This is a genomic window from Pseudomonas sp. Pseusp49 (assembly GCF_059491875.1).
In genome coordinates, this window is record NZ_CP168514.1 from 4238950 (window position 1) to 4264850 (window position 25901).

General features: G+C 54.0%; 26 protein-coding genes and 1 pseudogene. 10 read left to right on the forward strand and 17 right to left on the reverse strand.

What is annotated here, in order from left to right:
- Positions 1-238 precede the first annotated feature (238 nt).
- From ACEN83_RS18955 to ACEN83_RS18975, 5 genes and pseudogenes are all read right to left on the reverse strand, one after another.
- Complete coding sequence (locus ACEN83_RS18955) at positions 239-850, reverse strand: DUF1963 domain-containing protein (protein ID WP_495578057.1); 612 nt, start codon at positions 848-850, stop codon at positions 239-241.
- A gap of 212 nt (positions 851-1062) precedes the next feature.
- Positions 1063-1785, reverse strand: coding sequence for a hypothetical protein (locus ACEN83_RS18960; RefSeq protein WP_495578058.1), 723 nt, complete (start codon positions 1783-1785; stop codon positions 1063-1065).
- Positions 1786-1825: 40 nt separating this feature from the next.
- Positions 1826-2344 carry an SMI1/KNR4 family protein gene (locus tag ACEN83_RS18965; protein ID WP_495578059.1) on the reverse strand — a complete coding sequence of 173 codons (519 nt, stop codon included), beginning with the start codon at positions 2342-2344 and terminating at the stop codon, positions 1826-1828.
- A gap of 194 nt (positions 2345-2538) precedes the next feature.
- Positions 2539-2856, reverse strand: coding sequence for a hypothetical protein (locus ACEN83_RS18970; RefSeq protein ID WP_495578060.1), 318 nt, complete (start codon positions 2854-2856; stop codon positions 2539-2541).
- 29 nt (positions 2857-2885) lie between these two features.
- Positions 2886-3196, reverse strand: a pseudogene (locus tag ACEN83_RS18975) (hypothetical protein); the annotation flags it as partial.
- On the opposite strand from ACEN83_RS18975, the gene ACEN83_RS18980 reads away from it, so the two are divergent.
- Positions 3098-3307: a hypothetical protein gene (locus tag ACEN83_RS18980; protein WP_495578061.1), complete on the forward strand. Its 210-nt coding sequence runs from the start codon at positions 3098-3100 to the stop codon at positions 3305-3307. The pseudogene ACEN83_RS18975 and the gene ACEN83_RS18980 sit on opposite strands and share 99 nt — an antisense overlap.
- A gap of 239 nt (positions 3308-3546) precedes the next feature.
- On the opposite strand, the gene ACEN83_RS18985 is transcribed toward ACEN83_RS18980, so the two are convergent.
- From ACEN83_RS18985 to ACEN83_RS19025, 9 genes are all read right to left on the reverse strand, one after another.
- Entirely contained in the window at positions 3547-4026 is a 480-nt protein-coding gene (locus ACEN83_RS18985; protein WP_495578062.1) for a hypothetical protein, read from the reverse strand.
- A gap of 295 nt (positions 4027-4321) precedes the next feature.
- Positions 4322-4729: a DUF4303 domain-containing protein gene (locus ACEN83_RS18990; protein ID WP_495578063.1), complete on the reverse strand. Its 408-nt coding sequence runs from the start codon at positions 4727-4729 to the stop codon at positions 4322-4324.
- Between the two features lie 445 nt (positions 4730-5174).
- Positions 5175-5594: an NTF2 fold immunity protein gene (locus ACEN83_RS18995; RefSeq protein WP_218500399.1), complete on the reverse strand. Its 420-nt coding sequence runs from the start codon at positions 5592-5594 to the stop codon at positions 5175-5177.
- A 7-nt stretch (positions 5595-5601) separates the two neighbouring features.
- A complete protein-coding gene (locus tag ACEN83_RS19000) occupies positions 5602-9417 on the reverse strand; it encodes an RHS repeat-associated core domain-containing protein (protein ID WP_495578064.1) in 3816 nt (1271 codons plus the stop codon).
- A gap of 146 nt (positions 9418-9563) precedes the next feature.
- On the reverse strand, positions 9564-10175 hold the full coding sequence (locus ACEN83_RS19005) for a hypothetical protein (RefSeq protein WP_495578065.1): 612 nt from the start codon (positions 10173-10175) through the stop codon (positions 9564-9566).
- A 4-nt stretch (positions 10176-10179) separates the two neighbouring features.
- Positions 10180-14397: an RHS repeat-associated core domain-containing protein gene (locus ACEN83_RS19010; protein ID WP_495578066.1), complete on the reverse strand. Its 4218-nt coding sequence runs from the start codon at positions 14395-14397 to the stop codon at positions 10180-10182.
- Positions 14398-14402: 5 nt separating this feature from the next.
- Positions 14403-14870, reverse strand: a complete 468-nt coding sequence (locus tag ACEN83_RS19015) for a DcrB-related protein (protein ID WP_218480515.1) — start codon at positions 14868-14870, stop codon at positions 14403-14405.
- 36 nt (positions 14871-14906) lie between these two features.
- A complete protein-coding gene (locus tag ACEN83_RS19020; RefSeq protein ID WP_495578067.1) occupies positions 14907-15488 on the reverse strand; it encodes a hypothetical protein in 582 nt (193 codons plus the stop codon).
- Positions 15489-15500: 12 nt separating this feature from the next.
- Positions 15501-17354, reverse strand: coding sequence for a type VI secretion system Vgr family protein (locus ACEN83_RS19025; protein WP_495578068.1), 1854 nt, complete (start codon positions 17352-17354; stop codon positions 15501-15503).
- 711 nt (positions 17355-18065) lie between these two features.
- Between ACEN83_RS19025 and ACEN83_RS19030 the strand changes: the two genes are divergently transcribed.
- The 9 genes from ACEN83_RS19030 to ACEN83_RS19070 all read left to right on the forward strand — a co-directional run bounded on the left by ACEN83_RS19030 (position 18066) and on the right by ACEN83_RS19070 (position 23801).
- Positions 18066-19397, forward strand: coding sequence for an HNH/ENDO VII family nuclease (locus tag ACEN83_RS19030; protein WP_495578069.1), 1332 nt, complete (start codon positions 18066-18068; stop codon positions 19395-19397).
- 5 nt (positions 19398-19402) lie between these two features.
- Positions 19403-19858 (forward strand): SMI1/KNR4 family protein, encoded by a 456-nt coding sequence (locus tag ACEN83_RS19035; RefSeq protein WP_495580892.1) that lies wholly within the window; start codon positions 19403-19405, stop codon positions 19856-19858.
- A 109-nt stretch (positions 19859-19967) separates the two neighbouring features.
- A complete protein-coding gene (locus ACEN83_RS19040; protein WP_495578070.1) occupies positions 19968-20351 on the forward strand; it encodes a hypothetical protein in 384 nt (127 codons plus the stop codon).
- A 42-nt stretch (positions 20352-20393) separates the two neighbouring features.
- Positions 20394-21521: an ADP-ribosylarginine hydrolase Tri1 gene (gene tri1, locus ACEN83_RS19045; RefSeq protein WP_495578071.1), complete on the forward strand. Its 1128-nt coding sequence runs from the start codon at positions 20394-20396 to the stop codon at positions 21519-21521.
- A 24-nt stretch (positions 21522-21545) separates the two neighbouring features.
- Positions 21546-21896, forward strand: a complete 351-nt coding sequence (locus ACEN83_RS19050) for a hypothetical protein (RefSeq protein ID WP_495578072.1) — start codon at positions 21546-21548, stop codon at positions 21894-21896.
- Positions 21883-22146 (forward strand): hypothetical protein, encoded by a 264-nt coding sequence (locus ACEN83_RS19055; protein ID WP_495578073.1) that lies wholly within the window; start codon positions 21883-21885, stop codon positions 22144-22146. The genes ACEN83_RS19050 and ACEN83_RS19055 overlap by 14 nt, the downstream gene beginning before the upstream one ends.
- Before the next feature lie 61 nt (positions 22147-22207).
- Positions 22208-23116, forward strand: coding sequence for an immunity protein Tsi6 family protein (locus tag ACEN83_RS19060; RefSeq protein ID WP_495578074.1), 909 nt, complete (start codon positions 22208-22210; stop codon positions 23114-23116).
- 39 nt (positions 23117-23155) lie between these two features.
- Positions 23156-23503, forward strand: a complete 348-nt coding sequence (locus ACEN83_RS19065) for a DUF7957 family protein (protein WP_495578075.1) — start codon at positions 23156-23158, stop codon at positions 23501-23503.
- 19 nt (positions 23504-23522) lie between these two features.
- Positions 23523-23801 carry a DUF6966 domain-containing protein gene (locus ACEN83_RS19070; protein WP_495578076.1) on the forward strand — a complete coding sequence of 93 codons (279 nt, stop codon included), beginning with the start codon at positions 23523-23525 and terminating at the stop codon, positions 23799-23801.
- A gap of 269 nt (positions 23802-24070) precedes the next feature.
- Here ACEN83_RS19070 and ACEN83_RS19075 read toward each other — a convergent pair whose 3' ends face one another.
- The 3 genes from ACEN83_RS19075 to ACEN83_RS19085 are packed head-to-tail and all read right to left on the reverse strand — an operon-like array spanning position 24071 to position 25879.
- Positions 24071-24544 carry a hypothetical protein gene (locus tag ACEN83_RS19075; protein WP_495578077.1) on the reverse strand — a complete coding sequence of 158 codons (474 nt, stop codon included), beginning with the start codon at positions 24542-24544 and terminating at the stop codon, positions 24071-24073.
- Between the two features lie 5 nt (positions 24545-24549).
- Positions 24550-25317, reverse strand: coding sequence for a hypothetical protein (locus ACEN83_RS19080; protein ID WP_495578078.1), 768 nt, complete (start codon positions 25315-25317; stop codon positions 24550-24552).
- 19 nt (positions 25318-25336) lie between these two features.
- Positions 25337-25879 carry a CbrC family protein gene (locus ACEN83_RS19085; protein ID WP_495578079.1) on the reverse strand — a complete coding sequence of 181 codons (543 nt, stop codon included), beginning with the start codon at positions 25877-25879 and terminating at the stop codon, positions 25337-25339.
- Between the last annotated feature and the right edge of the window lie 22 nt (positions 25880-25901).

Consider the following 25901-nt stretch of genomic DNA (forward strand, 5'->3'; position numbering starts at 1 on the left):
AACGCTTGGCATTGCGTGCATGCTTTCCAAAATTTCTCTGATGCCATACGACTTCACATCACCCTCATTACATGAAACTTTGAAAGCTTTACTACGCCGCACTGCTCAGAATAGAAGTTTCTTCCAGATGCAACTTTCAATGCAAACCCCACCACAATAAAACCCTACGCAAAAGCACTCAAGTGATTTTACGGACTATAGCCACCCTAGACCTCACCCATCGAGTTCGCTTTGTTTCTCAACCTGTTTGAACAAAAAACACCCCTTCCCCGCTCCCATTTTTTTTCAAAAACAAATACCCAACTGCATCGGTGAGATAAAAAATATCCTTAAAAGGCTCTGAAAAATCTGATGAATACAGCTGACAGATAAAATCATATTCTACAGTTAAAGTCTCAGGAAGGATCATTCCATGAGGGGCCGAATCTGAAAGCATAGAGAAAACGGGAAAGTCCTCCTCTTCTATTTTCCTGTCTTTTAACTCCGTCGCCACCTCTGGAATACTATCTACAGGGCTTGCTTGAAACACACCGCCCTCACTGCGCACAACTAGAGTATATCCACTCAAAATAGATTCTAACTCTGAAGGATCTCCACTGTACGTTATATTCTCAAGAAAATAGTCAGACTTACTATAAGTCGAAAAGACGTACAACACACCTGCACCTGGCAGGCTGTTGTTTTTTATGTCGCCTTTAATTTTAGAGCAATCTATCGAAGCAACCAGGGTAAGAGGATCTCCATCAGGGTTAACCGGCCATACTACGACCTCCGCTTCCTGCCCCCCAAACATGATACCCGAAGTAATAGCACCGCCATGAGAAGGAATAATTTGTTTTACTGTTATCATAATGACCTCATCCACATGTACTTAGACTGCTATGAATTTTTTTCGCCACAGGATCTAACGCTGCAGATAGCTATACGAATGAGATCAGCCCCTTGCACAAAAAAAACTGCAAGAAACTTATGAGCTATTATTTTAACTCGAACAACCCAGCTTAATATTTGCACCCACCCCCCCGACCAAAAAGTAGTAACAGAAGAAAAAACCTCTCCGTCCTAAAAATCCAATCTCGCATCATACTCCAACTCTGACAACGGCTTTATCATCACACCCTTCAAATCAAGACCAATAATCCCCTCCCCTAGGCCAGCTGAAAAAACATACTCTCCCCTCAGCATTTCGGAAGCAATAAAAAAGTCCAAATCACACACTTCTTTTTTTATACTAAATTCGGATATCACGTCAAAAATTACTCTACCAGCATGAAATGCATCTTCTTCTGGATTCTTCGTAACCGGATCAAGCCTCAATTCATATTTCGATTTCTCCATATCTAAAATTTTATGAATTTCTCGACTACGAACCAAAAAGTACTTCTTTGATGAAACTGGTGAGATTTTACTCTCCTGACGAAGCCGAACCTCCCTGACATCCACAACCCCGCAGTTAGATTTTTCAATCAACGCTAAAAGACCACCAGAGCAAATAAATTCACTACCAAAATAAAAAAAGTCCGCCTCAACAGTTTTATGTTGTGCGTAAAAATCTAGAATCGCTCCCTCGGGTGGAAATTTATCATCCTCAAAATCATTTGAGTTCCAATTGTACCCAACCAGCTCTCCGCAAACCCCTCCCTCCGGACAACCGCTTCCACCACCTTTATAAGCAATTGTAAACATGATTTTTTTCCACAATTTTTTGTATAGTCGTCCCTTTGAGTTAACAGGGACATGTTCCGCCAGAGTGTTAGAGTGCCATTTGTTCTGGATGGACTTCATCCCAACGCCAGGTCGATATTCGACAATCGGCCAGCTCGCTTTAAATATCCTCTACAAAAATCGGCACACCACCCACACACTTAACAACCAAATCATAAAACTCAACAAAGCTCCCAGAGACAAAAAACAAGTTGCCACGTTCGTTCCGCTCCGGGATATCAAAATAATTCTTTAAGTCAGACTCATGAAGATGGGTCCTATCCCAATAATAAATACCTTGCTCACCACGTTTGCCAACCATTACGTAGGGATTACCTCCTCCATCCTCGCCGATAGCCACAGCCTCGTCGAGAAACTCAAGCTCCTCAATAAACTCCTTATTAAAACAAATTACATCACTGCAATCTTCCTCAGGTAAAAGCCCAAAAAACCGATCAAAACTTATAACTCCCTCATCAACAGCGCTTAACGGTATCTGGGCGTAATCAGGCGCCGTCAAGTAAAACCCATTCATCTTACATAAAAACTCTCTATACCCAACTGAAAGCGCTCTACCAATTTCCGTCTCAATATAATCAACATCTACAGATTTTAAACCTGGCTTATATACTATTGCCATACTACACCTCACCTTTAGCATGTGGATTTCATATTTCCATGGTGATGCAGGCTGGATGCCGGGGTTGTGGATGCGCGAGAGTTTTTCCGCCGGTAGGCGCGAGGCGAACTGCCTGCTCTTACGGCCCGGGGCGTTGTTGCCAACGCAGCTGACGTGACTGAGATCAAATTCCCAGCCACTTAATTAGATACAACTCATGGGATTTTAGCCAACGCCTTTTCAATTTTGCTTGTATTATTAACATCTCCACCTTTATCCACGTAGGCATGCCAAGCCGGAACTGCTTTCTTGAATAGTTCAAGGCATTGAGAAGTGGCATCTGATTTCTTTATAACCAAATCCATCTTCAAATTACCATCATTATCAAATGGCTCCTTAAAAATCAGACCTCGCACCTTAAGGAAACTCATTAAAACTGTATACCGCACAATTATCTGTCTCTGATATTCGGAACTTTTATTTCTAGACATTAGCATCGGTATGCTGCACAAAGTAAAATCCAAATCACTCATTACCAAACTCCTATTACCTTGCACGAATCACTGTCGACACCGAAGCAGCTGGTGAGCGTGCCCTGGGTGCGCAGGACTTCGCGGTGCAGGTCGTCGCGCTAAATGTCGCTGATCAGTTGGCCGTCGAGGTTGAGTTGGTGCAAGTGGCCGCTGCCGTAGTACAGGTGATTGAGGTGTTGGCCGTGGGCAATGTCAGCGTGGTCAGGTTGGTCAGTGGGTCGTATTCGTAGGACAAGGCGCCTTGCGCCGTGGTCTCCTGGATCAAGCGGCCGAGCAGGTCGTAGGAGAATTCGAGGGTTTCTTCGCTGACGCCGAGTTGCTTGCCCTGCGCGGTCGGCAGGCGATCAGCGTCGTCGTAGGCGTAGGCGTAGGCGTAGGCGTAGGCGTAATCCTGACGGGCATCGGCATTGAGCTTGGCCAGCAGCCGACCGATGCTGAGGGCTCACCATAGCTGGTCCATTGCTCCACCACACGTTAGCCGCTGTGGATGTTTTCTCAGAGGTAATTACAGTTCAGGCTCAAGGCATTGATGCGGCAGGGAATTGCGTCGTCGACGACATGAACGGAGCATTAGATCACCTGACCACAAACTAATCATATTGTAAAAGAGCGAAGCGCACATAACTACACCAACTAAAAATCCCTCACCAAACTGCCGACAACGGAGATACTCAACTCATCCATCGCAAATCAAATAACGACTATTTCATCCTTACAGAAGCCAACAGGCCAGCGACCACAGTAATACAATTTTATTATTGTCGACCATCGATCACCAAGTCCGTAATACTCTTCAGAGACATATTGCCTAAAAGCGAAACAGATTCCATTTCTTGCCGCAAGGCTAAAGTCATGCGGCGCACACAAAAATTTATTTTTATCAAGATTTTTAGTCGCAGCCATTACCGCCTTATTTACCTTCATCCGCATAGCAACAAGATCAGAATATGGATTAGGAATATTATAAAAAGGGTCCGGTTGAGTTGGGGATGTGGGCAGCCATTCAACACCATCGTAGCGCCCCTTAAACTCAGCATCAGAAGGCTCTACAAAAACCTTGCGGACATTTTTTATATATATCAAACGACCATCGTCAGCCCCGTCACCCCCCATATTATAAAAAAATTCTGACCCTTCTATTTTTTTACACTCTTCGTCAATATCAATCATATTACAATCCCAAATCAGTTATTGCACCAGGCGGCAGAGCCTTTCTTCCTTGTTGAATTGTTGTCCTGAGAACTTCACTTGCGGTATGCGGACCGGGAATTCCTGACAAGGAATTTTTAGGTAACGAGTCGTGCGTCGATGAGACTCTTACTCCACACCATTGTAACGACTTACAAACTCATCAAAAACCTGCTCACCATTAAGAAATTCTGCGGACTTATTTTCAAATTCCTCTGCACGATCATCATCTGTGATAGTTACAAACAGAACAGGAGACTGATGAGCATTAAAAGATTCAAAAAAAACCCTCATTCTTTAGCAAATGAAGAGCGTTTGTCATCACTTGAAAAACCTGCGCCTGAAAACTCTCAAAATCGCTCCGCTCTGCAGACTCCCTTAGAGCCTTGCATACCCCTTCAAACTCTTCACTTTGCCAAGCTTCATACGCCCACTCAGAAGATGCCCACTTATAACATTGAACAACTTCATAAGTTCTATCTCCCTCTTCTTCTTGACCTATCTTGTCTTCCAACCCACGAAAAGAGTTAGCAGATGGACAAATGGTCAAAGCACCGGTATCAGTATATAGAGCACATACGTAAAACTCTTCATTAGGATGAGCACCTTTCAGGCTCGAAAAAGCAGACTTTGCAGCTTTATATACATTCTTCCAGTTCAGCCCACCCCATAATAACCCTCCCACCCTTATTAACTTAAAAATATCTCAACACCAATATTTGAGCTCAGACTTCTTCACGAATACTGCATCTTTAAACGGTAGTCTCTAACCATAATAGCTCTATCTGCTGCCTGGTCGGGCTGGATACTGGGGTGGGTGTAGGTCGTCCCGTTCGATGTCGCAGATCAGTTGGCCGCCGAAGTTGAGTTGGTGCAAGTGGCTGCGCCATAATACTGGCGATTGATCTTTTGGCCGGCGCGAGCACTTTTGAATACTCGACCCAATGTTTCCCATGTAGTTTTAGATTAAAGAGAAAACGGCTTAAAAAACCTTAAACCACTCGAAAGTTAAAATTTTAAAGAACGGCACAAACTCCACTAATCCTTGACCACAGACAAACAACTAAACACACCCATGAATTACCGCGCCACAGGTGCAACAGACCACTCCACCGTCTTTTACACAAAGGTCAAAGAGCGGTTTTTTTCCACTTATCACCATTTTTTGTTTCTTTTTTCACTATCAACCAGCCATTTCCAGTATTTTTCAGAACAAACTTATATACAGCCTTTAGCCTAGCCATCTGCTCGACAACCACAGCGTAATTTTTACCTTCTTGAACAGGTTTGTTTATTACATCCCTCTCTGGATCATAAGTCGGAGGAGACCCACAACCGAGATCTACCAGCCGAGCCCAGCTTCGTTCATCTGACACAGAAAATTTGGTTAGAACCCTCTTAAGTTCCACTTCATACTTTTTATCACAGTCAGATGTATCTTTATCCGCATCGATCAGACTCATCTGCTCATCGCGAAAAGCTGTCTCCCAATCTCGCATTTCCGACATAAATCCTTTCAACGCCTCAACCACCGAAACTTCTTCTTCCATAACAACCTCAGTTACTAAAAATATCCGACAGTACAGTTTTTCCTTGCTGAAAAACGTTATACACAACCTTGGTCGGCCTGGTACTTGATGCACCATAGATAAATTTAATATCTACATCCACCGGCCCATTATTTCTTACGAAACTGGCAACCTCCCCTTCAAAATCCCTAAAAAGACCACGATTTATTCTTGAGAGCTGTGGAAAAACACCATCTTTACCGCCTGAACCACCCAAAAGCTTTCCGACTATATGTCCCGCATCGTCTTTTGAATCACCCAGCGCACGTGCCCAAGCTCTTGATGAAGCATTCGTCGCTGTTCCAGTACCGAGATCTTTCGCGGTAATTGTCGCTGTTGCTCGAAGAGGTTGTCCTGCTGCGCCACGTGTAACCACAGCACTGACACACCAGCCCAGGGGGTCAATCCACCCGTTTGTGTTGGGAGCATAACCATACAAATTACTACCACCCAACAACCCAATCGGATCCTGCGTAACAAACCGCCCCACCTCCGGATCGTAATACCGAAACGTGTTGTAGTGCAGCCCCGTCTCATCATCGAAATACTGCCCCTGAAACCGCAGATTCTGATCGACTTCGTTGACGTCCAATCGCTCCAGCGAGCCCCACGCCTTGTACGTCGCCTGCCAGACGATCTGCCCTTCCCGGTCAGTCATCTCCAGCGGCGTACCGATCTGGTCGGTGTGGAAGTAGTAAAGCTGCTGTTCCTCACCCTCGGCCTGATCCACCCGCGCCAACGGCGCATAACTACCCGGCTCGTAAATGTACAGGCTGCTCTGCCCCGGCGTTTCCTCGCGCAACATGCGCAAGCCTTGCCACAGGAAATGCTTCTGCTCGGTGACGCCATCGACCTCTGACACCTTGCCAACCCGCCGCCCAAGGCTGTCGTAACGATACGAACCGGTACTTTCCAGCTTGCCGTTGACCATCGTCTCAGCTTTGACGAGGCGGTTTTCGCAGTCATACGTGAACGTCTGCAGCCGGTTCATCCCGCTGCGTTTCTCAATCAGGTTGCCCCACGCATCGTAGGCATATTCCTGATCCCGCCAGCGCTTGATGCGGTTGTCCTTGACGTGGTCGAACTGGCTGGTGTTGAAGTTCAGCCGGTTCGCCGCGGCGTCGTAGCGGAATTCTTCGCTGTCGATCAGCTGGCCGGTGTCGCGGCTGTGCAACTGGCCGTTGGCTTCGTACTCGTACTTGATCTCGCCGCGCAGTTTGTCGAGGGTGCGGGTCAGTTCGCCGGCCGGGTCGTACTGGTGACGGCGGTGGATCGGGTTGTAGGCGTGCTCGACCAGCAGGTCGGGCTGGATGCCGGGGTTGTGGAGGCGCGAGAGTTTTTCCGCCGGCAGGCGCGAGGCGAACTGCCAGCTCTTGCGGCCCATCGCGTCGTAGCCAAAACAACTGGTGAGTTTGCCCTGTGTACGCAGCACTTCGCGGTGCAGGTCGTCGCGCTCGATGTCGCTGATGAGCTGGCCGTCGAGGTTGAGTTGGTGCAGGTGGCCGCTGCCGTAGTACAGGTGATTGAGGTGTTGGCCGGTGGGCAACGTCAGCGTGGTGAGGTTGCTCAGTGGGTCGTACTCGTAGGACAAGGCGCGTTGCGCCGTAGTCTCCTGGATCAGGCGGCCGAGCAGGTCGTAGGAGAATTCGAGGGTTTCTTCGCTGACGCCGAGTTGCTTGCCCTGCGCGCTCGGCAGGCGCTGGATCGACAGCAGGCGATCAGCGTCGTCGTACGCGTAATCCTGACGGGCATCGGCATTGAGCTTGGCCAGCAGCCGGCCAATGCCATCGCGCTCGAATTCGGTGCGGCGCTGTGGCCGTTCGCCGCGCTCGCCGTAGCCGGTTTCGTCGACCTGGGTCAGATGCCCACCGAGGTTGTAGCTGAAGCGCCGGGTCAGGTTGTCGATGCGTTTTTCTTCGACCAACCGGTCGGACGCGTCGTAGGCGAACTGGTACGCCGCGTTGTTTTCGTTGATCAGCGCCGTCAGGCGAATCGCCGGGTCGTATTCATAGCGGATGCGCTGGCCCTTGGCGTCCTGGCGGCTGCTCGGCAGGCCCCGGGCGGTGCGTAGCAGGCGCGTGGTCTGGCCTTTGCCGTCGGTGTGCGTCAGTACCTGGCCGAGGGCGTTGTAGGTGAAGGATTCGGCGCTGCCGTCCGGGTGATGGATGCGCAGCACTTCGCCGTCGGGTTTGCGTTCCAGCGTGGTGGTCTGACCCAGCGCGTCGGTGACGGCGACCAGGTACTGGCGCTCGTCGAAGCGATACGTGGTGTTTTTACCCGAGCAATCCTGGAAGCGCTCGACCTGGGCCAGGGTGTTCCACCACAGGTATTTGGACTTGTGGGTCGCGTCGATGATGGTGTGTGGCAGGCCATCGTCGCCGTTGAGGTATTCGGTGGTGTGACCGAGGGCGTCGACTTCGGCGATGAGGTTGCCCTTGGCGTCGTAGCGGGCCTGCCAGACGCTGCCGTCCAGGAAGGTGGTTTCTGTGACCAGCGTAGTACCGAGGTGGTACTTGTATTTGATCTGGCGGCCCAATGGGTCGGTTTCTTCAAGCAAACGCGAAAAGTTGTCGTACTTGAACCCCAACCGGTTTCCATCCGGCAGCTTGAGACCGGTCATGTTGCCCGCTTCGTCGAGGTCGATGGCGTACTGTTCACCGCCGAAGTCGCGACTGGCAATCACGCGGCGATCTTCGTTGTAGTGGACCAGGAGCTCGCGCCCCAGTGCGTCAGTGGCCCACGAGGTGCGGTGCTTGAAGTCGTAGCGGTAGTGAAAGTGTTCGCCATCGCTGGTCCAGTGCTCCACCACACGCAACTGGCCTTCAATGGTTTCCCAGCGGTAATGACAGCTCAGGCCCAGGGCGTTGCTGTGGCTGGCCATCACACCATCGGCGTAGCTGAAGCGGCGCATCGAATCGCTGTTGCGATTGATCACCTCGATGAGTTGGCCGTTGTCGTCATAGCGATACTGCACCAGGGTTTCAACCGTCTGGTTGTCGACGACGCGCTTGACGTCGGTCAGGCGCCCCAGCGGGTTGTCATAGTGCAGGTGCACCCGAACACCACCCGTGGCGCTGATGTCGGTCAACCGGCCTTCAGCCGTGCGGGTGAAATGCAGGTAATGCCCGAGGGCATTTTCCAGGCGTTGCAGCGGGACAACGCTGTTGTCGTCCGGCACCTCGCCGAAGTAGAAGAACAGGTTGTCGAGGGTTTGCAGCAGGTAATGGCCGCCTTCGGTGCGGACCAGGTGGAGCTGCTCATAGGGGTTATAGATGCGATCACCTGGCTCCACATCCACAAAGGGGACACTACCCCCCTGGTTATCCGTGAGGTAGACGAAGCTGCCGCTTCTGCGCAGGCTCTGCTCCCAAGGCAAGACCCAACCTCTGCCGAGCACGCTGTCGACGGTCAGGTCGCTGGCGTAGAAGCGTGACCAGTCGATGGGCATCAGGCCTGGGAGGCTGAAATCAGTTTCGTCAGGGATGACCTTGCGGCCGCTGGTGGCATCGACAGGGTTGCCGATCAGACCGCCGACTGCACGCTCGATAGCCGGTCCTACGACGTAGCGACTGGCAACCTCACCCGCGACGAAGCCGGCGGTGAATTTCAACACGCAGGGCATGATGGCTTTCATGCCGGCCTGTGTCCCGGCCTTGATCAATTGAGCGATACCGCCCGCCGCACCGGCGACTGCTATGATGATATCGACCGTGGTTCGCAGCCAGCCGGGGATCCCGTCGTCTACCGGCAGATAGCGGTGTGTGCCACCGCCAATGAATACGTTGCCAGAAGAGTCTCCGTTCATAGCGGGGTAAGTGGCTGCGCTAACCTCGCAACCACTTTTAATTAAATTATTAAAGAGCAAACCCAAAACGAATGCAGGAAATACTCGAGCTGACACTCTCAACTTTCAATAGTGTCAACACCCAAGCTAATGCACAGCCAACAATACTATAAGCCGCTCAAAAGCCCCAAATCAAAATCTTTATTCTTAATTATCTTTTTATTCAACTTCACCTTCTCAAGATTTTCGCTGCTGATGATTTCTGAATTACAAGCAACAGCACAATGAATAAATAACGCGGGATATGCATAGTCAGTCGGAGATGCCAGCACATCATCAACAGTCCGGGCGCTTGGCAGTATGCACCCTGCCATGAGGGGGATATAGTGGCTTTCAAGCGCGCGCCGGATATGCGCACATATCGCACCAGCATCCTCTCGCTTAGGCACACTTATGGTGCCATATATACTTGTGCCGAATTTTTTATCTTGTCTTCCTGATGTTGTAAATGAGAAACACGCAGCACTACCCAAATTGCTTTTATAAGGAGGATTGACCTCAGAAGAACAGTCAAAAATAGGCCCCCCGAAGACTATGCCATTCAGGACATATGCATTCGAATTTACCAAATACTGAAAATCAAGCTCAGCTACTAATTTTTTTTCCCAGCGAAATTTAACCCCTCCCTTTACCGCCTTAATCGACAAGCCAGGCCATTCAAGACCCTTCAGCTCTTTAAGCAGCTCACTCTCAAAATAAACCCTATCTTCTTTACTCATAAAATCACCCATATTTCAAAACATTGAACGTAGCATTATGAACGGCGCCTTTGCCGCCTAAGGACTTACCAGGCTTACCTTTAGTATCAACTTTGAATGTGCCTGCTGTGCCTTGCGATTGTTTTATGGTCCCACCACCCAGATGCTGCGTAGTGTTGGCAGGACTTGACATATCATAGACTCCAGCGGCTTTTTGATTCTTAGTGAGTCCACCAGAACCATGCTTAACCTCGAATACGTGATAACTCCCATGTGCATCTTGAGCGACTATATCGGCGCGAACCCTACTACCATTAACTTTCATCGTCACCTCTTCCGAAACCACCTTATATCCATTTCGCTCAAGATCATGCCGTGCTTTATTTGTGCCTTTAACACCACTTGCAGAACTTTTGCATAGGCCAAACGGGTCAATCCAACCAGTGGTATTGGGTGCATATTGATAGAGATTACCCCCCCCCAACAAACCAATCGGATCCTGCGTAACAAACCGCCCCACCTCCGGATCGTAATACCGAAACGTGTTGTAGTGCAGCCCTGTCTCCTCATCGAAATACTGCCCCTGAAACCGCAGATTCTGCTCGACTTTGTTGACGTCCAATCGCTCCAGCGATCCCCAAGCCTTGTACGTCGCCTGCCAGACGATCTGCCCTTCCCGGTCAGTCATCTCCAGCGGCGTACCAATCTGGTCGGTATGGAAGTAGTAAAGCTGCGGCTCTTCACCCTCCGCCTGGTCCACACGCGCCAGCGGCGCATAACTCCCCGGCTCATACAGGTACAGACTGCTCCGCCCCGGACTTTCCTCACGCAGCATCCGCAGGCCTTGCCACAAAAAGTGCTTCTGCTCGGTCCGACCCTTGACCTCTGAATCCTTGGCAACCCGCCGCCCCAGACTGTCGTACCGATACGAACCGGTACTTTCCAGCTTGCCATTGACCAACGTCTCAGCCCGAACCAGCCGATTCTCACAGTCATAACGAAACGTCTGCAGCGTGCCCATGCCGCTGCGTTTCTCAATCAGGTTGCCCCACGCATCGTAGGCATACTCCTGATCCCGCCAGCGCTTGAGGCGGTTGTCCTTGACGTGGTCGAACTGGCTGGTGTTGAAGTTCAGCCGGTTCGCCGCGGCGTCGTAGCGGAACTCTTCGCTGTCGATCAACTGGCCGGTGTCGCGGCTGTGCAACTGGCCGTTGGCTTCGTATTGGTACTTGATCTCGCCGCGCAGTTTGTCGAGGGTGCGGGTCAGTTCGCCGGCCGGGTCGTACTGGTGACGGCGGTGGATCGGGTTGTAGGCGTGCTCGACCAGCAGGTCGGGCTGGATGCCGGGGTTGTGGAGGCGCGAGAGTTTTTCCGCCGGCAGGCGCGAGGCGAACTGCCAGCTCTTGCGGCCCATCGCGTCGTAGCCGAAGCAGCTGGTGAGGGTGCCCTGAGTGCGCAGGACTTCGCGGTGCAGGTCGTCGCGCTCGATGTCGCTGATGAGCTGCCCGTCGAGGTTGAGTTGGTGCAGGTGGCCGCTGCCGTAGTACAGGTGATTGAGGTGTTGGCCGGTGGGCAACGTCAGCGTGGTGAGGTTGCTCAGTGGGTCGTACTCGTAGGACAAGGCGCGTTGCGCCGTAGTCTCCTGGATCAGGCGGCCGAGCAGGTCGTAGGAGAATTCGAGGGTTTCTTCGCTGACGCCGAGTTGCTTGCCCTGCGCGCTCGGCAGGCGCTGGATCGACAGCAGGCGATCAGCGTCGTCGTACGCGTAATCCTGACGGGCATCGGCATTGAGCTTGGCCAGCAGCCGGCCAATGCCATCGCGCTCGAATTCGGTGCGGCGCTGTGGCCGTTCGCCGCGCTCGCCGTAGCCGATTTCGTCGACCTGGGTCAGATGCCCACCGAGGTTGTAGCTGAAGCGCCGGGTCAGGTTGTCGATGCGTTTTTCTTCGACCAACCGGTCGGACGCGTCGTAGGCGAACTGGTACGCCGCGTTGTTTTCGTTGATCAGTGCCGTCAGGCGAATCGCCGGGTCGTACTCGTAGCGAATGCGCTGCCCCTTGGCGTCCTGGCGGCTGCTCGGCAGGCCCCGGGCGGTGCGTAGCAGGCGCGTGGTTTGGCCTTTGCCGTCGGTATGGCTGAGCACTTGGCCGAGGGCGTTGTAGGTGAAGGATTCGGCGCTGCCGTCCGGGTGATGGATGCGCAGCACTTCGCCGTCAGGTTTGCGTTCCAGCGTGGTGGTCTGGCCCAGCGCGTCGGTGACGGCGACCAGGTGCTGGCGCTCGTCGAAGCGATACGTGGTGTTTTTACCCGAGCAATCCTGGAAGCGCTCGACCTGGGCCAGGGTGTTCCACCACAGGTATTTGGACTTGTGGGTCGCGTCGATGATGGTGTGTGGCAGGCCGTCGTCGCCGTTGAGGTATTCGGTGGTGTGACCGAGGGCGTCGACTTCGGCGATGAGGCTGCCCTTGGCGTCGTAGCGGGCTTGCCAGGTGCTGCCGTCTGGGTAGTCCACCTGCGTGATCAGCGGGGTCAGGTGGTGATAGCGGTATTTGATCGTGCGCCCGAGCGGGTCGGTCTCCTCGAGCAGGCGTGCGTACTCGTCGTACTTGAGCGTGATCCTGTTGCCGTCAGGCAGCGTCAGGCCGGTCATGTTGCCCGTGTCATCGATGTCGATGACGTAGTGCTCGCCCCCGAAATCGCGGCTGGCGGTGACGCGATGATCGGTGTTGTAGTGAAGCTCGGCTTCGCGCCCGAGCACGTCGGTGACCCGGGTGGTGCGGCCCTTGATGTCGTAGCGGAACTGGAAACGTTCGCCATCGCTGGTCCAGTGTTCCACTACCCGTTGCTGGCCTTCGATGGGCTCCCAACGGTAGTTGCAGGTCAGGCCCAGGGCGTTGCTGTGGCTGGCCATCACGCCGTCGATGTAGCTGAAACGACGCAGCGAATCGCCGTTGCGGTTGATCACTTCAGCGAGCTGGCCGTTGTCGTCGTAACGGTACTGCACCAGGGTTTCAACGGCCTCGTTGTCGACCACGCGCCTGACGTCGGTCAGGCGGCCCAGCGGGTTGTCGTAATGCAGGTGCACCCGCACGCCCCCGGTGGCACTGATGTCGGTGAGCGTGCCCTCGGCGGTGCGGGTGAAGTGCAGGAAGTGGCCCAGGGCGTTTTCGATGCGTTGCAGCGGTACCGGGACATTGTCGTCCGCGACTTCGCCGAAGTAGAAAAAGCTGTTGTCGAGGGTTTGCAGCAGATAATGACCGCCCTCGGTGCAGACCAGATACACCTGTTCATGGGGATTGTAGATGCGCTCCCCCGGCTGCACGTCCACGAACGGAACGCTGCGCCCCTGATTGTCGGTGAGGTACACGAAGGTGCCGCTGCGACGCAGGCTTTGCTCCCAGGGCAAGACCCAACCCTTGCCGAGCACACTGTCGACGCTCAGGTCGCTGGCATAGAAGCGGGACCATTGGATCGGCATCAGGCCCGGCAGGCTGAAGTCGGTTTCGTCGGTAATGACCTTGCGGCCGGTGGTGGCGTCGACGGGGTTGCCGATCAGGCCACCCACCGCGCGCTCGATGGCCGGTCCCACGACGTAACGCGAGGCAACCTCACCGGCGACAAACCCGGCGGTAAATTTCAGTGCGCAGGGCATGATGGCTTTCATGCCGGCCTGGGTCCCGGCCTTGATCAATTGGGCGATACCGCCCGCTGCACCGGCGACCGCCATGAGGATGTCGACCGTGGTCCGCAGCCACCCGGGAATCTCGTCGTCCACCGGCAGGTAGCGATGGGTTCCGCCACCGATGAAGACATTGTCCGAGCCGCTGGAGAGCGTCGCGCCGCAGGTCATCTTGTCGCCCTTGCGGGCGGCGGCCGTGCCGTTGATGAAGACGTTGGTCGAACCTTCGGCGACCTTTACCGGACCGGGATGCTTGTCGCAGGCCCCCGTGCTCTTTTCGACGTGGGCAGCCTTGCGACTGTTGATGAACACGTTGGGCGACGCGGTGACGATCGTCCCCGCGGGTGAAGAAAACATACTGCCTATCTTCTCCCCGGCCGCGGTGAGCAGGCTACCTCCGACGCCTGCGGCCAAACCCGCCAACAAGGCCACGCCAAACCCGCAGGTGAACGTCGCGATCGCCACCGTGGCAACCAGCGCAATACCGAGCGCAGCGCCGATGAGAAACCCGCCCAGGGCGCTGGTGTGCGACAGTTCATCGCCAAACCTTGCGGCTTCGAACATGGCCGTTACTCCTGTGCGCTGGAGTCGGTCTTGGGGCCGCCGGGCTGGCGAGGCTGAAAGCTCGCCAGCAGGTCTATCCAGTTCTGATTCTGCTCGCTGCTGAAGTCAGCCTGGGCTGTGGTGGAAAAAATGATCGCGCGTCCAGGCTCGATCAGAAACGCCGCCTGGCGCTGATAGAAGGGTCGGCCATCGGTCATGTAATACGCATCGATCTGCACGCCCTCGATCGGCGCCGTGGTCGACAATGCAACGGCCTTCTTGCCCAGCAGCGTATAGCCACGCAGCTTGGACGCGAGCATCTTGATCTGACGCTCGACGTAGGCTTTGAGCACTTCGCCGGGCAGCAATGTGTCCCGGGAAATGGTGATGCTCAACGGCGCTGGAATACTCGCCCCCAACACAAACATGTTTACCGTACGGTCCTGAAAACCTTGCGGCAACGCGATGCTGCCTTCCTGCAACTCATAATCCATTTTGGGTAACTTCCTTGAATCAAAAAAATAAGGCGTTCAGCGCACGGCAAGGCCGTCGAGCATGCCGTCAAAATCAACCAGCCACAGACTGAGCGCGGGCCGAGCCGGATCAATCTCGCAAGCAATGCTCAGCCATTGCCCGTCGTCTCGCCCGGCGACAGGCACCAGGGCACCCACCAGGCGCGCGTGACGATCGGCATGGCCGGTCTTGAAATGCAGATCCACGGCCTTCGCCGCACTGCCGGCCACGCTGACATCGCGCTGGCGGATGATGCGCACGTCCGGATGCTCCTGGCGAAACGCCTGCATCGAGGCATCGAAAAGCTGCTCCAGGGTCTGCCCCTGTCGCACATCACGACGCCTGATCGTCAGGTTGACCGGCTCGCCTTCGTGCTCGAGGGTGGTCTGGACCTCGCGGAAGTTGAACCCCGTCGGAAATGCCAGGTTGAAACCACCGAAGGTGAAACTGCTGGGCGTATCCTGCAGCGCCACCACCGGCTCGGGTTCCGGCTCGGGCTCAGGCTGGACGAGGAGCACGTTCTGCTGGGCAAGGCGTTCGACTTCCTCCTGCGCAATGCGCTTTTCGGAGATGCGATCGTAGAGACTGACTCTGGTCATGGCGCCGTTACCTCAGTCATTGACCCTGACCTCGGAACCGGTGATCTGGGTCGTGCCGGTGCTCGTCGTGGTGATCGCCTTGCCTTTGATCTCGATGCCGTCCGGTGTGAGGGTGATGCTGCTGTCCCCCACCTGAAGAATGATGTGCTGATTGGCACTGACCTGAATGAACTGGTTGTCGACCTGAATCGTCAGCGAGCCTTCCTGGACATTCATCACCGTGTCTTTCTTGATCGTTTCGGTGTGCGTGCCACCGACCTTGATCGTGCGGTTGCTACCGACGGTATGGACTTCATCGACCTCGATCTCGGTGTCCATGTTGCGCTCGGCATGCATGATGATCTGCTCGGCACCTGCTTTGTCTTCGAAGCGGAAGAAGTTTGCCGTGCCGCCGTCACCCTTCATCGACCGGGTCAAAAAACCGCTCTGGGTCTTGTTCGCCGGCAACGACCACGGCGGGGTGTTCTGGCTGTTGTAGAGGCTGCCCATGACCAGCGGGCGGTCGGGGTTGCCGTCGAGGAACACCACCACGACTTCATCGCCGACACGGGGAATCTGGATGCTACCGAAGCCGCCGCTGGCACCGGACTGGGCGACGCGGACCCAGCAGGAGCTCTTGTCGTTGTGCTCGCCCTTGCGGTCCCAGTGAAATTGCACCTTCACGCGGCCGAGTTCGTCGGTGAAGATTTCCTCCCCCGGCGGGCCGACGATGATCGCGGTTTGCGGGCCGGAGATGGTCGGACGCGGAGTGGTGAGTTGAGGGCGGAAGACGATCTTTTTGCGCACGCAGGAGAAGGTGTTGTAGTAGCTGGCCTGGTGCCCGTTGAGGTAGTTGTTGTGGCCTTCGCTTTCGACGCTCATCAGCAGGAACTGACGCTCATCGGCAGGGCCTTGATCGTGATCGTAATGCTGCAACAGCTCAAAGGTATAACCGGGCTTCATCGCGCGGCAGTTACTGGCGCCATGAAAGCTCTTGCCCTTGAGTTCAAGCGCTTCGACCCGCAACCGCAGCAGCGCTTCGCCTTCGTCGTAGGTGCCGTGGGTGTATTGACCGGGGAAGTCATAGATTTCGAATTCGTCGACATCGCCCTGCTTGTTCAGGCTCTTCATGGCGACCGGCAAGCGGTTGGACGGCTGACGATAATCGAAGGTCTGGACCGCGATTTTCCCCGACTGCAACTGGCGGTTGCCGCTCCATTGGGTGATGGAGTCGGCGGTCTCGGTGACCGATGCCGTGTGGAAACGGATCTGCGGCTGCTCAGGCAACGGCACCAACGTAGTGGAGTCGTCGCAGATGATCATGGTGTGGCCTTCGGCGGTGTGCTCGAAGTAGTAAAACATCCCCTCTTCTTCCAGCAGGCGCTGGACAAAGTTGAAGTCGGATTCGCGGTACTGGGTGATGTAGGTGTAATGCTTGAGCGGCTTGCTCAGGCGGAACTCGTGCCGGGAAAACGCGGTGCACAAGGCAAACACCTGGGTGACGACATCTTCCACCGTGCAACCCTGGAAAATGCGCGTATCGAAACGGTTCTTCAGCATGGAGAACCAGGGGTTCAGCGTCGCCGTGTAGCGGGCCATGCCACCGTCGCTGCCGATACTGGCAAAACGCGTGAGGTAGCCCGCCAGGTAACGAGGCGTGGTGTCTACCAGCTCGATTTCCAGAACCACGTGCTGACCCATCATCGACTTCAGCTCGACGCCGGAGTCCTGGCACACCAGCAGCAACTCGAAGTTGTACGCACGCGACAGACCTTCAGTCCCCTTGAAGGACTCAAGCAACAATTGCTGTTCGGGGTTGGCGAGGTTCTTGAACTTGAACAGGCGCCGATTCTGCGGGGAAAGCATTGCGGCAAGGTCCATCAACATGTGTATCTCCTTGAAAACAGTGGAAAGCTACCGCCCTCTCTCAACCACTGCGCATAACGAATCAGATAAGAGGGTCAAAACCCTGTCTGCCACATCATCGATCAGGGCGAACACCTCGCCGCCCCATGTTTTCGGACTGTGACAATTTGCAAGTCTTGTAAGCGACTGCCGGCAAAAGCTCTTCATTTTCATCGGGTTTGTTTAAACGCCGAGTGAAATTCCTCACACAAAACAAACATCAGAAACTGCGACCGCACGACAGTATGAAAGTGCCATCACTCATTAAAATACTTGAGAAATTTGTCACACTTTTGCAGGCATCACAGATGCTCGAACGCGGGAAGGAGACACCCATGTCATGCACTGTGTCAACCCGCACACCGTATATGCGCGCACTTCCACGCACCTGGAACCCGGTTCAGGATAATCCCTGAAAAATAATTATCGCCACACTGACCAGCCAGAAACGCTGATATATCAAGGATGAACGGGAAGTTAGCGGCCACGTGTTGGCGACTAATGCCTTATTGCCATCATTGCCGAATGTAACGCGAATAACAAAAATGGGATCCATGTTGAAATCTTCTACCCGCCCCTCAGTCTGAAGTGCGGCTAATTGCCATCACTTTGGCAATGATGTGAAGTCGGATATTCGACAGCTCGACCGCAGCAACAAGGAAGCGCCTTACCCCCAAGGACAGTGACGAGTAAATGGATCTTTTAGCCAACGTGCCCAGCTGGGCCGATGTCGAACGCAACCTCGACCAGAAATTCAACGAGCTGAACCAGGGCGTCAACGACGGCTTGCAGAGCGTGCACGACAACTGGAACGGCTTCACCCGGCGTGTCAGCAATGGCGCGAGCCAGGCCTACGGCTACATGGGCGGTCGTCGCATCGATGCGGTGCATCAGGCGATGACCCTCTCCTACCCGATCATCCAGATGGACCTCAAGCGCAAGTGGGCCTCGATTGAAATCGAGCAGATCCTGCCGGTGCTGCTGCAACTGGTCAAAGAAGTCTCGATGATTCTCGGCGGCAGCGTGGCGATCGGCACCGTGGCCGGCGGCGCAGCGGGGGCCTTCGCCTTTGGCGTCGGTGCTGCCCCCGGAGCCGCTGCCGGGGCCGGTATCGGCTTGCAGGTCGGCAATCTGATTCTCATGGGCCTGGGCCTGTCCGCCATCGCCGAATATTTTTACCAGGGCCTGCCCGCCTGCCTCTCGACCTTGCAGGAAGGCATCGCCACGGCCTGGCACGCCGAAGAAGGCGTCAAGCCGTCCGGCCTCGACCCCAGCGGCGGCTCCGCCGCACTGGTCCAGGAACGCGTCGAACGCGCGGCACGACAACTGGCTCGCGGGCAGGAGCAGCTTGTACTCCTGTTGCTCACCGCCATCGTCACCTACCTGACCCGGGGCCAGATGAAAGCCGGTGTGATGAACAGCATGGAAAACATAGCGACCCGCAGCGCGAAGCTTCAGGCGGAGATTTCGAACAAGGAGCTGGCGGGTTGGTTGGCAAAGAATGAGCAGAAGCTGCTGGCTCGGGATGAGTTGCGGGTGAAGGAGCCGGCGCCTTTGGTGAAGGCAGAGGAAATAAAGGATGCTCCTTTTACCACTGCTCCAAAAACCAGGCCGATCCCTGAAGAAAAAATCGATACCTACCTCGGTCAACTACGAAAATACTGGTCCAAGCCCCCCGTCGACTTTAAAGGCAACAAAGTGTTTCAGAGAGATGACCTGTTTGACCCAGATTTGATGACCACCTGGAGAGAGCGCGGAAAGCTTGTGTCCGGTACCAATCTTGAACGCATGGCGAGCGGACGAGCGCCTATAGGCATCGATGGGAAATCAATCAACCTTCATCATCTGATTCAGACTCAAAACGGGGCGATTGCTGAACTCACTCAAACATTTCATCAAAAATTTAGTTCTGTTATACATATAAACCCGAATACAATACCCTCTGGGATCGACAGATCTCTGTTTGATCGCTGGAAAAGCGACTACTGGAACAATCGAGCACTAACCTACGCGAAAGGCAATTGAAAAACATGACACCTTCTGAGTTGGAAGACCTGATTAAAAAACATCCAGACATTGCCGCATTTGGATCTCCCGCTGACGCAGTGACTGATGATTGGTTAGTAAAAGCCGAGCAAAAAATCTGTCATAAACTACCTGCGTCCTACAAATGGTTCCTTCTGAACTATGCAGGCGGAGAAGTCGGATCGGAGGAAATATATAGTGTCTATGGAATGGACTTCGACGACATCAACGGTGGCGATATAGTTTTTCAGCACCTTAATGGCCTCAAACACAAATCAACAACCGCAAAAAAAGTAGTTATCAGCGAAACCGACTTGGGCGAGGTTTTTTTCTTCGATTACGACACATATAACGACGAAGAATGTCAAATTTTCGTTAGAATCCCGTCAGGGGAAAACTTATTGTATGCGAACAATTTTTACGAATATCTCGCCAAGAGAATTAAAGCGCACTTGCCATAAGAGCTCCTTCCTTTGGCGCTCTCCATCAAGTGAAAAATTATCCAGCTCAGTCAACACAAGCACAGCATGGAGCTAATAACGCCACTTGAGCATGTCGAAAAAAACGATCATGTTCACAACTGATGGGCGTTGGATGTCCACAGTTCTCGGCCTATACATCATTACTCACCTGAATGAGTTGGGTGTCCAAATGCGCATGACAAACTCACACCTAATAGAACTGCTTATTACACTCAAAGAGATCTTTCATGGTGAGAACTGCCAAAATTTTGATTCAGGAATAAACGCGATAATCCGCTTACTGTCTGAGGATCCTTTGCCGGACAGTAATGAATGGGTACAAGCGACTTCAATGTATAGAACAATGGCAGGCAGTAAATCAGGTTTCTCAGACGTCTACATTGATCAAGGTACTGCGGAGCAGCGAACCGCAGCCAATGCCAGACTGGATGCTATTCGACAGATGTTATGGGACGCATTTGAACGAGCCTGAACTCATACGATTCGTCGTGACAGATCATTGCCTGGTGCCGAGATGTTTAAAAACCTAATTGATCTCAGAAGCTCAAACGAAGCACTCACCCAATACACTGAGCGATACGACCACCTGCTCCCACCGCCCTCTCCTCAACTGCGCCAGCGCATGGATTACATGTTGCAGCCGGACGCACCCAGATATCCGAACAGGAAGCCTGAGTGGCTGACTTCCAGGCCTTGCACCCTCACTGAAGAGCAGGCGCTGGACCGCGCAAAGGGTTGCCTGCTGGGGCTCTCGATTGGCGACGCCGTGGGTACAACGCTCGAGTTTCTGCCCCGTGATAGTGAACATGTCAGTGACATGGTTGGCGGTGGCCCCTTCAAGCTGAAACCGGGTGAGTGGACTGACGATACGAGCATGGCACTGGCTCTCGCAGACACTTACGTGGCAAACAATAAATTCGATTTCCGCGACTACACGCAGAGGCTTTGTCGCTGGTATAAAAATGGCGAAAACAGCCATAACGGAAAATGCTTTGACATTGGCAACGCCACTCGCGCTGCGCTTGAAGGTCGATTGGCGCAGGGCGTCGACTGGTACGGCAACGATCATCCATCCACAGCCGGCAACGGATCGATCATCAGGCTGGCACCGACCGCCATCTTCCGTCGCCACTCCTTGTCCGGCACCTGGCGGGAAAGCTCGGCACAAAGCCGTTGCACTCACAAGACTGCAGAAGCCGTAAATTGCTGCGAACTGCTGGGCGCTCAGCTGCACCTGGCCCTCAATGGCGCGGACAAGGAAGAAGCCTTGTCGTCAATGGTTCGCGCCTTGTATCCCCGCCCCTTGATTATCAACGCTGGCGAATACAAACAAAAAATCCGAGATCAGATCCGCTCCTCCGGCTACGTCATCGATACGCTGGAGGCAGCTCTGTGGGCGGTCTGGAACACCGACAACTTCAAGGATGCAATCCTGTTGGCGGCCAATCTGGCAGACGACCCCGACAGCGTGGCAGCGACCGCCGGCCAGATAGCCGGGGCGCTGTACGGGGTGACGGGCATGCCTGAAGAATGGGTCAAAACGGTCGCCTGGTCAGAACACATTCAGGACTTGGCGCAAAAATTATTCGAAAGCGCCCCACTCCATGACGAGATGGATGAAGTGATTTATGGGAATCGCTGAAACGAGACTGGCTATCAGAATAAAATGGACAGGATCGCCCTGAAAACAGCAGCACTGCTCCTGCGAGAAAAGCTGGATCTTTACACGCATAAAGATCCGGCAGCTGCATTGTTGCTTTCCGATCTAAACAAATTGCTATCCATGGCAGAACTGGAAAGCATCAAAGAAAACATGGAACCGCGCGATATTCCTGGTCACCGCCTTTTCGAAGAAACAAACCTGAGAATGCTGGGTGATCTGAAAGTCGCTTACGCGAACTTTTACATTGAGCTGATTGGTGGTCGCGACTGGTCATCGTACAAATTAATTGAATCCAGAATGCGCGAAGATAAAAACCGCCAACCACCAGATCAAGGACAGGATGAAATTCAGTGACGCGTTCAAAAGCCGTGAACACATGTTTGCCCTAGGCATCGAAGAGACCACTGGCCGCTTTTACTTGTCGATTCCGGTTAGCAACGGCATGGTCGACTACGAGGAGTATTACCAAATTGACCGGGCACGCTTCGATCTCTTCCAAACGGATCTTGATACGGCCCTGGCGTTTGCCATGAACTGTCGCCGCAGAGAGCTGGATGACCTGCTGATTGTGCAGCCGGGGGCCAATAGAGGAACGGCTATCTAAGGCAATCTCGTCACTCCGGCCCCATGGACCGCGGTCCTCAAAATCCTTGAACGGATATCCCATGTCAAAACTACTGCAGCGCTTGAAAACCTTTTTCGGGCAAAAGCCCGTTCCTCCACCCGCCCCCACCGAGCAGGTTGTCGATACAGCCACCTTGACCGAAGTGGACAAGCCACCTTCCCGAGTGGAAAGGAACCTGTCCTGGCTGCCGATCAATCGTGAGCCAGAGGTTTTTGTACCGTTGATGCCCCCCGCCTGCCCGGACCTGACGCTAGTGGATGCCCTCCTGTTGCAGCGCTATCGGGTATTCGTCATCGCAAATGACCAGGCCGGATGGACATCAGAGACGACGATAAACCGCGATAAAGCCAGCCAACTGGCTCGTGACTTGTACAGCAAAGGGACAGATATTGGTTATTGTCGAGGCACCGAATCCTCGTTCGAAATCTATTGGCTCATACAATGTGCGGCCATTGTTTCGTTGCTGGCCCATGGACCACAATCGGAACAATTCCTGACCTATAGAAAACACGTTGATTCAAATCGAGACTCTGCCCGGATCGGAGAGCAGGTTCGAATGTTTGATCAATACGTGGCGTCGCGCAGCAATCAAAGCGCTGGTACCGAGAGGGACCACCTCTTGAAAACGCCGATAACCGCCCTCGACTACATCGACAATGCGCTAGCCATCACCGCCCTGAGATACAACGGCTGTCCAGAATTCCAGATTTATTCAAGCTCGTTGATCCAGTTGCAATTCATCAAGAACGTGTTGCTGGGCGTTGAAAAAGATAAAGCCCGGTTGCATCAATTGACCATCGGCGTTTGGGCCAGCAAAGAGTTTGAAGCCGACGATCCTGAACTTGCTGGCGTACTGGGGGATGCCTTCTACATAGGCATTCAGATTGCACGCGGCCTGAAGATTCAGCTGCCTAACGGATTGCCGCCGGAAAGTCTTCCTCGCACATGAAATTGCTGCGACTTCACGGATAACGCTAGAGGTAACGTCATGACCGAAACCTGGTACCACGTTGACAACGGCATCCTTTGGATAGCAGATCAATCCATTCACCTGCCTCACCCGGCCAAAGTCGCCTTGCAGCATGACGACAGGCTCGCGGTCCTGATCGAGCCCCCTTCAGATGTCACTTTCAACAAAAACATCCTTGCACTATCGAGGCATGGAAAAGTGCTTTGGTTCATCCAGGAAAGTCCCCACGGCACGCAAGCAGACAAGCCCTACATGAGTCTTCAGTGCGACAAAAACGGGGCGTTGATCGTTGGTAACTGGAATGGCCTCAGTTACTCGGTCGATTGGCACAATGGTTCCGTCAGCGTTGTGAACTTTGATAAATGATTCGCTCAGGACTGGCGCCATGAAAGACATCTGCAAGATCTCCTCGAACCTTGCCCGAACAGCAGAACTGCTGAGGAGTTTCGGTCACCCGCAATGGGCCGACAGACTTGAGGAGTGCAGCCTTGCGCTGCTCCAGGAGACGGCGTACGCACTGTCTCGACTGATGTCGCTGTACGGCGGCATGGGCTCGATCAACGACGTTGTTCTGTATGAAGACGCAAAGCCCTTGCTGGCCGAAAATAACGAACTTCAGACGCTGCTATCAGACCTCCATCAGCTCTGCGCAGGGTGCCATTGAACTTCGCACCCCACGCTTGCAGGCCAAAATCGGCGATGTGCCGGATCGGCAATGGCGCCTTCAGGTTCGCAAATACCAAGTGCTCGGGCGTCAGCAACAACGCCGTCTTGTTCGCCCGCTTGAGCATGCGCAACGAGAATGGCAGCAGGCACGCCATCAATACGACCAGCCCCCCGCCAGCAACCAGTATCATCGATTTGCCGATGCAGTGGCCGACGCTGGCGATTGCGTGCGGTTGTCTGCGCAGTGATTGCCTTGCTGAAGCAAGCTTACCGACCGCTCGCCAAGGGTGGTCGCGTTTCGACTTGTTCAAGGCTTACACGGTAGGTGGTGTAAGTGTCGCCGTCTTCAAGGTAAAGGTCGCTCTGGTAATTCGAGACTGCGCCTTTGAGTTTGATGTGCAGGCCGTTGGAGACACGCTGGATTACCACGTCTTTCAAGTCAGTGTCCGAGACCAGGAAGGGCGGGGTCTTTGCGAGGAGCACCTTCATCGTCTCATTATTCCTACCGTCGCCATTGTTGACGTAGAACCTCAGGCTTTTGGGCTCATCTGCATCCCTGGCATCTTGAACGATGTAGATCGACTGCCCCGGAATGAAGTCTTGCTTCAGGACTATCTCAGAAGGAAACTCCGGTTTGTGCAGGTACGCATAGATGACAACGCCTACAAGGCAGAGCAAAAAGATAATCGCGAGATACTTTTTAACTCTGACTACAAGCGTTTGCAGTTCGGCCTTATTCATGGGATTCAACTGTAATCGAAGGTGAATAGCACCAAGCCTTCAATCGGCTCGTAGAACATGACGATCATATCTGCGCCGGCCGTCCGGCAATGCCAGCCCGGAACGCTTGCCACGTGGAAAAACCGGTTACCCGCAGGGCTCAGGGGGTAGACATTCGAATCACCACGGTCGGGGTCCAGTTCAACGATGTGCATTGGAAATTCGACCGCCTCCACCCAGTTGGCGCAGCCATCGACTTCGCCGCCCAGTTGCGCGACAAATTCCACTGCATGCAACGGTTCGCCATCCTCACGCGCCAGCACACCGCTGGTTTTAAACCTTTCAACGGTGGCGGCAAAAGCGCTGTGCTGATCGGCGTAGTGCCGCTCCAGATCCGCTCTCGCCTCCGGGTGAGGACCAGCCAGCTGTGCATTCCCCTCGTGCAGAAAGAAGTAGCGTGGATCGCCGCACAAGCGATAGCGCCCTTGCTCGACCTTGAAGCCGATCCAGTTGGTTTTCAGCAGGTAGCCATGGCACCCGTCCCACTCGGTCAGCTCGCCGACAAAGCCCTCGTACGGTTCCAACGGGCTGAGCATGTGCAGCACGCCCGACCATTCGGGGTTTACGGTGCTGATATCCAAGCTGAACAAAGGGTGCAGATGGTTGGCCAGCTCCAGTTGATCGGCGACAAACACGTCTTCAACAGGCGGGAACGGCAGCATGCCGGTGGGGACTTTGGTGAAGTCGGGGGTGTGATCGTCGGTCATCAGAGCTTCTTCCTTGTAGGTCGCCATGGATTGAGCACTTTGGGTATCAATGGCTGTCTTGGTAAGCGCCCAGCGTGGCGCAGTGGCGACATTTGAACAGGCAGGCAGTAGGCCCATGATCCTTATCCAGGACATTGAAGAACGCTTGCCACTGCGGACCGTCCTCCAAGCCTGTCGAGTCCTGAACGGCAGCGATGGCTGCCGGGCCCAGTTCAAGCAACTCTGCATGGCCGGCCTTACCGACAAACTCGGCTGCGTCGTCGCAGTGAGTGAACCAGCGCTCTTGCTGCCAGCCATTAAAACCAGGCGTGCGCTGGCTGACTTCGGCGATCTGCGCCTCGCTCAGCGTGTCTTCGCCGTCCAGGCCGATACTCTCTTCATCGACAAACGTCGCGCCCAGGCGCTGGTGCGCACTCCCGTCGGCAATGCACCAAGGGCAGATGCAGTTTTCGTATTCATCAATGGCGTATACCGGGCCCACATAAATGAAGCCTCGCGCCTGATTGCAGCTCACGCAAGTGGCGCAAGAGGGTTGCACCGAACCGCTACCGACGGGATCGGGATGGTAAATAAAGTGGGGCAGTGTCATGTACGCATCCTTGTAAAATGTA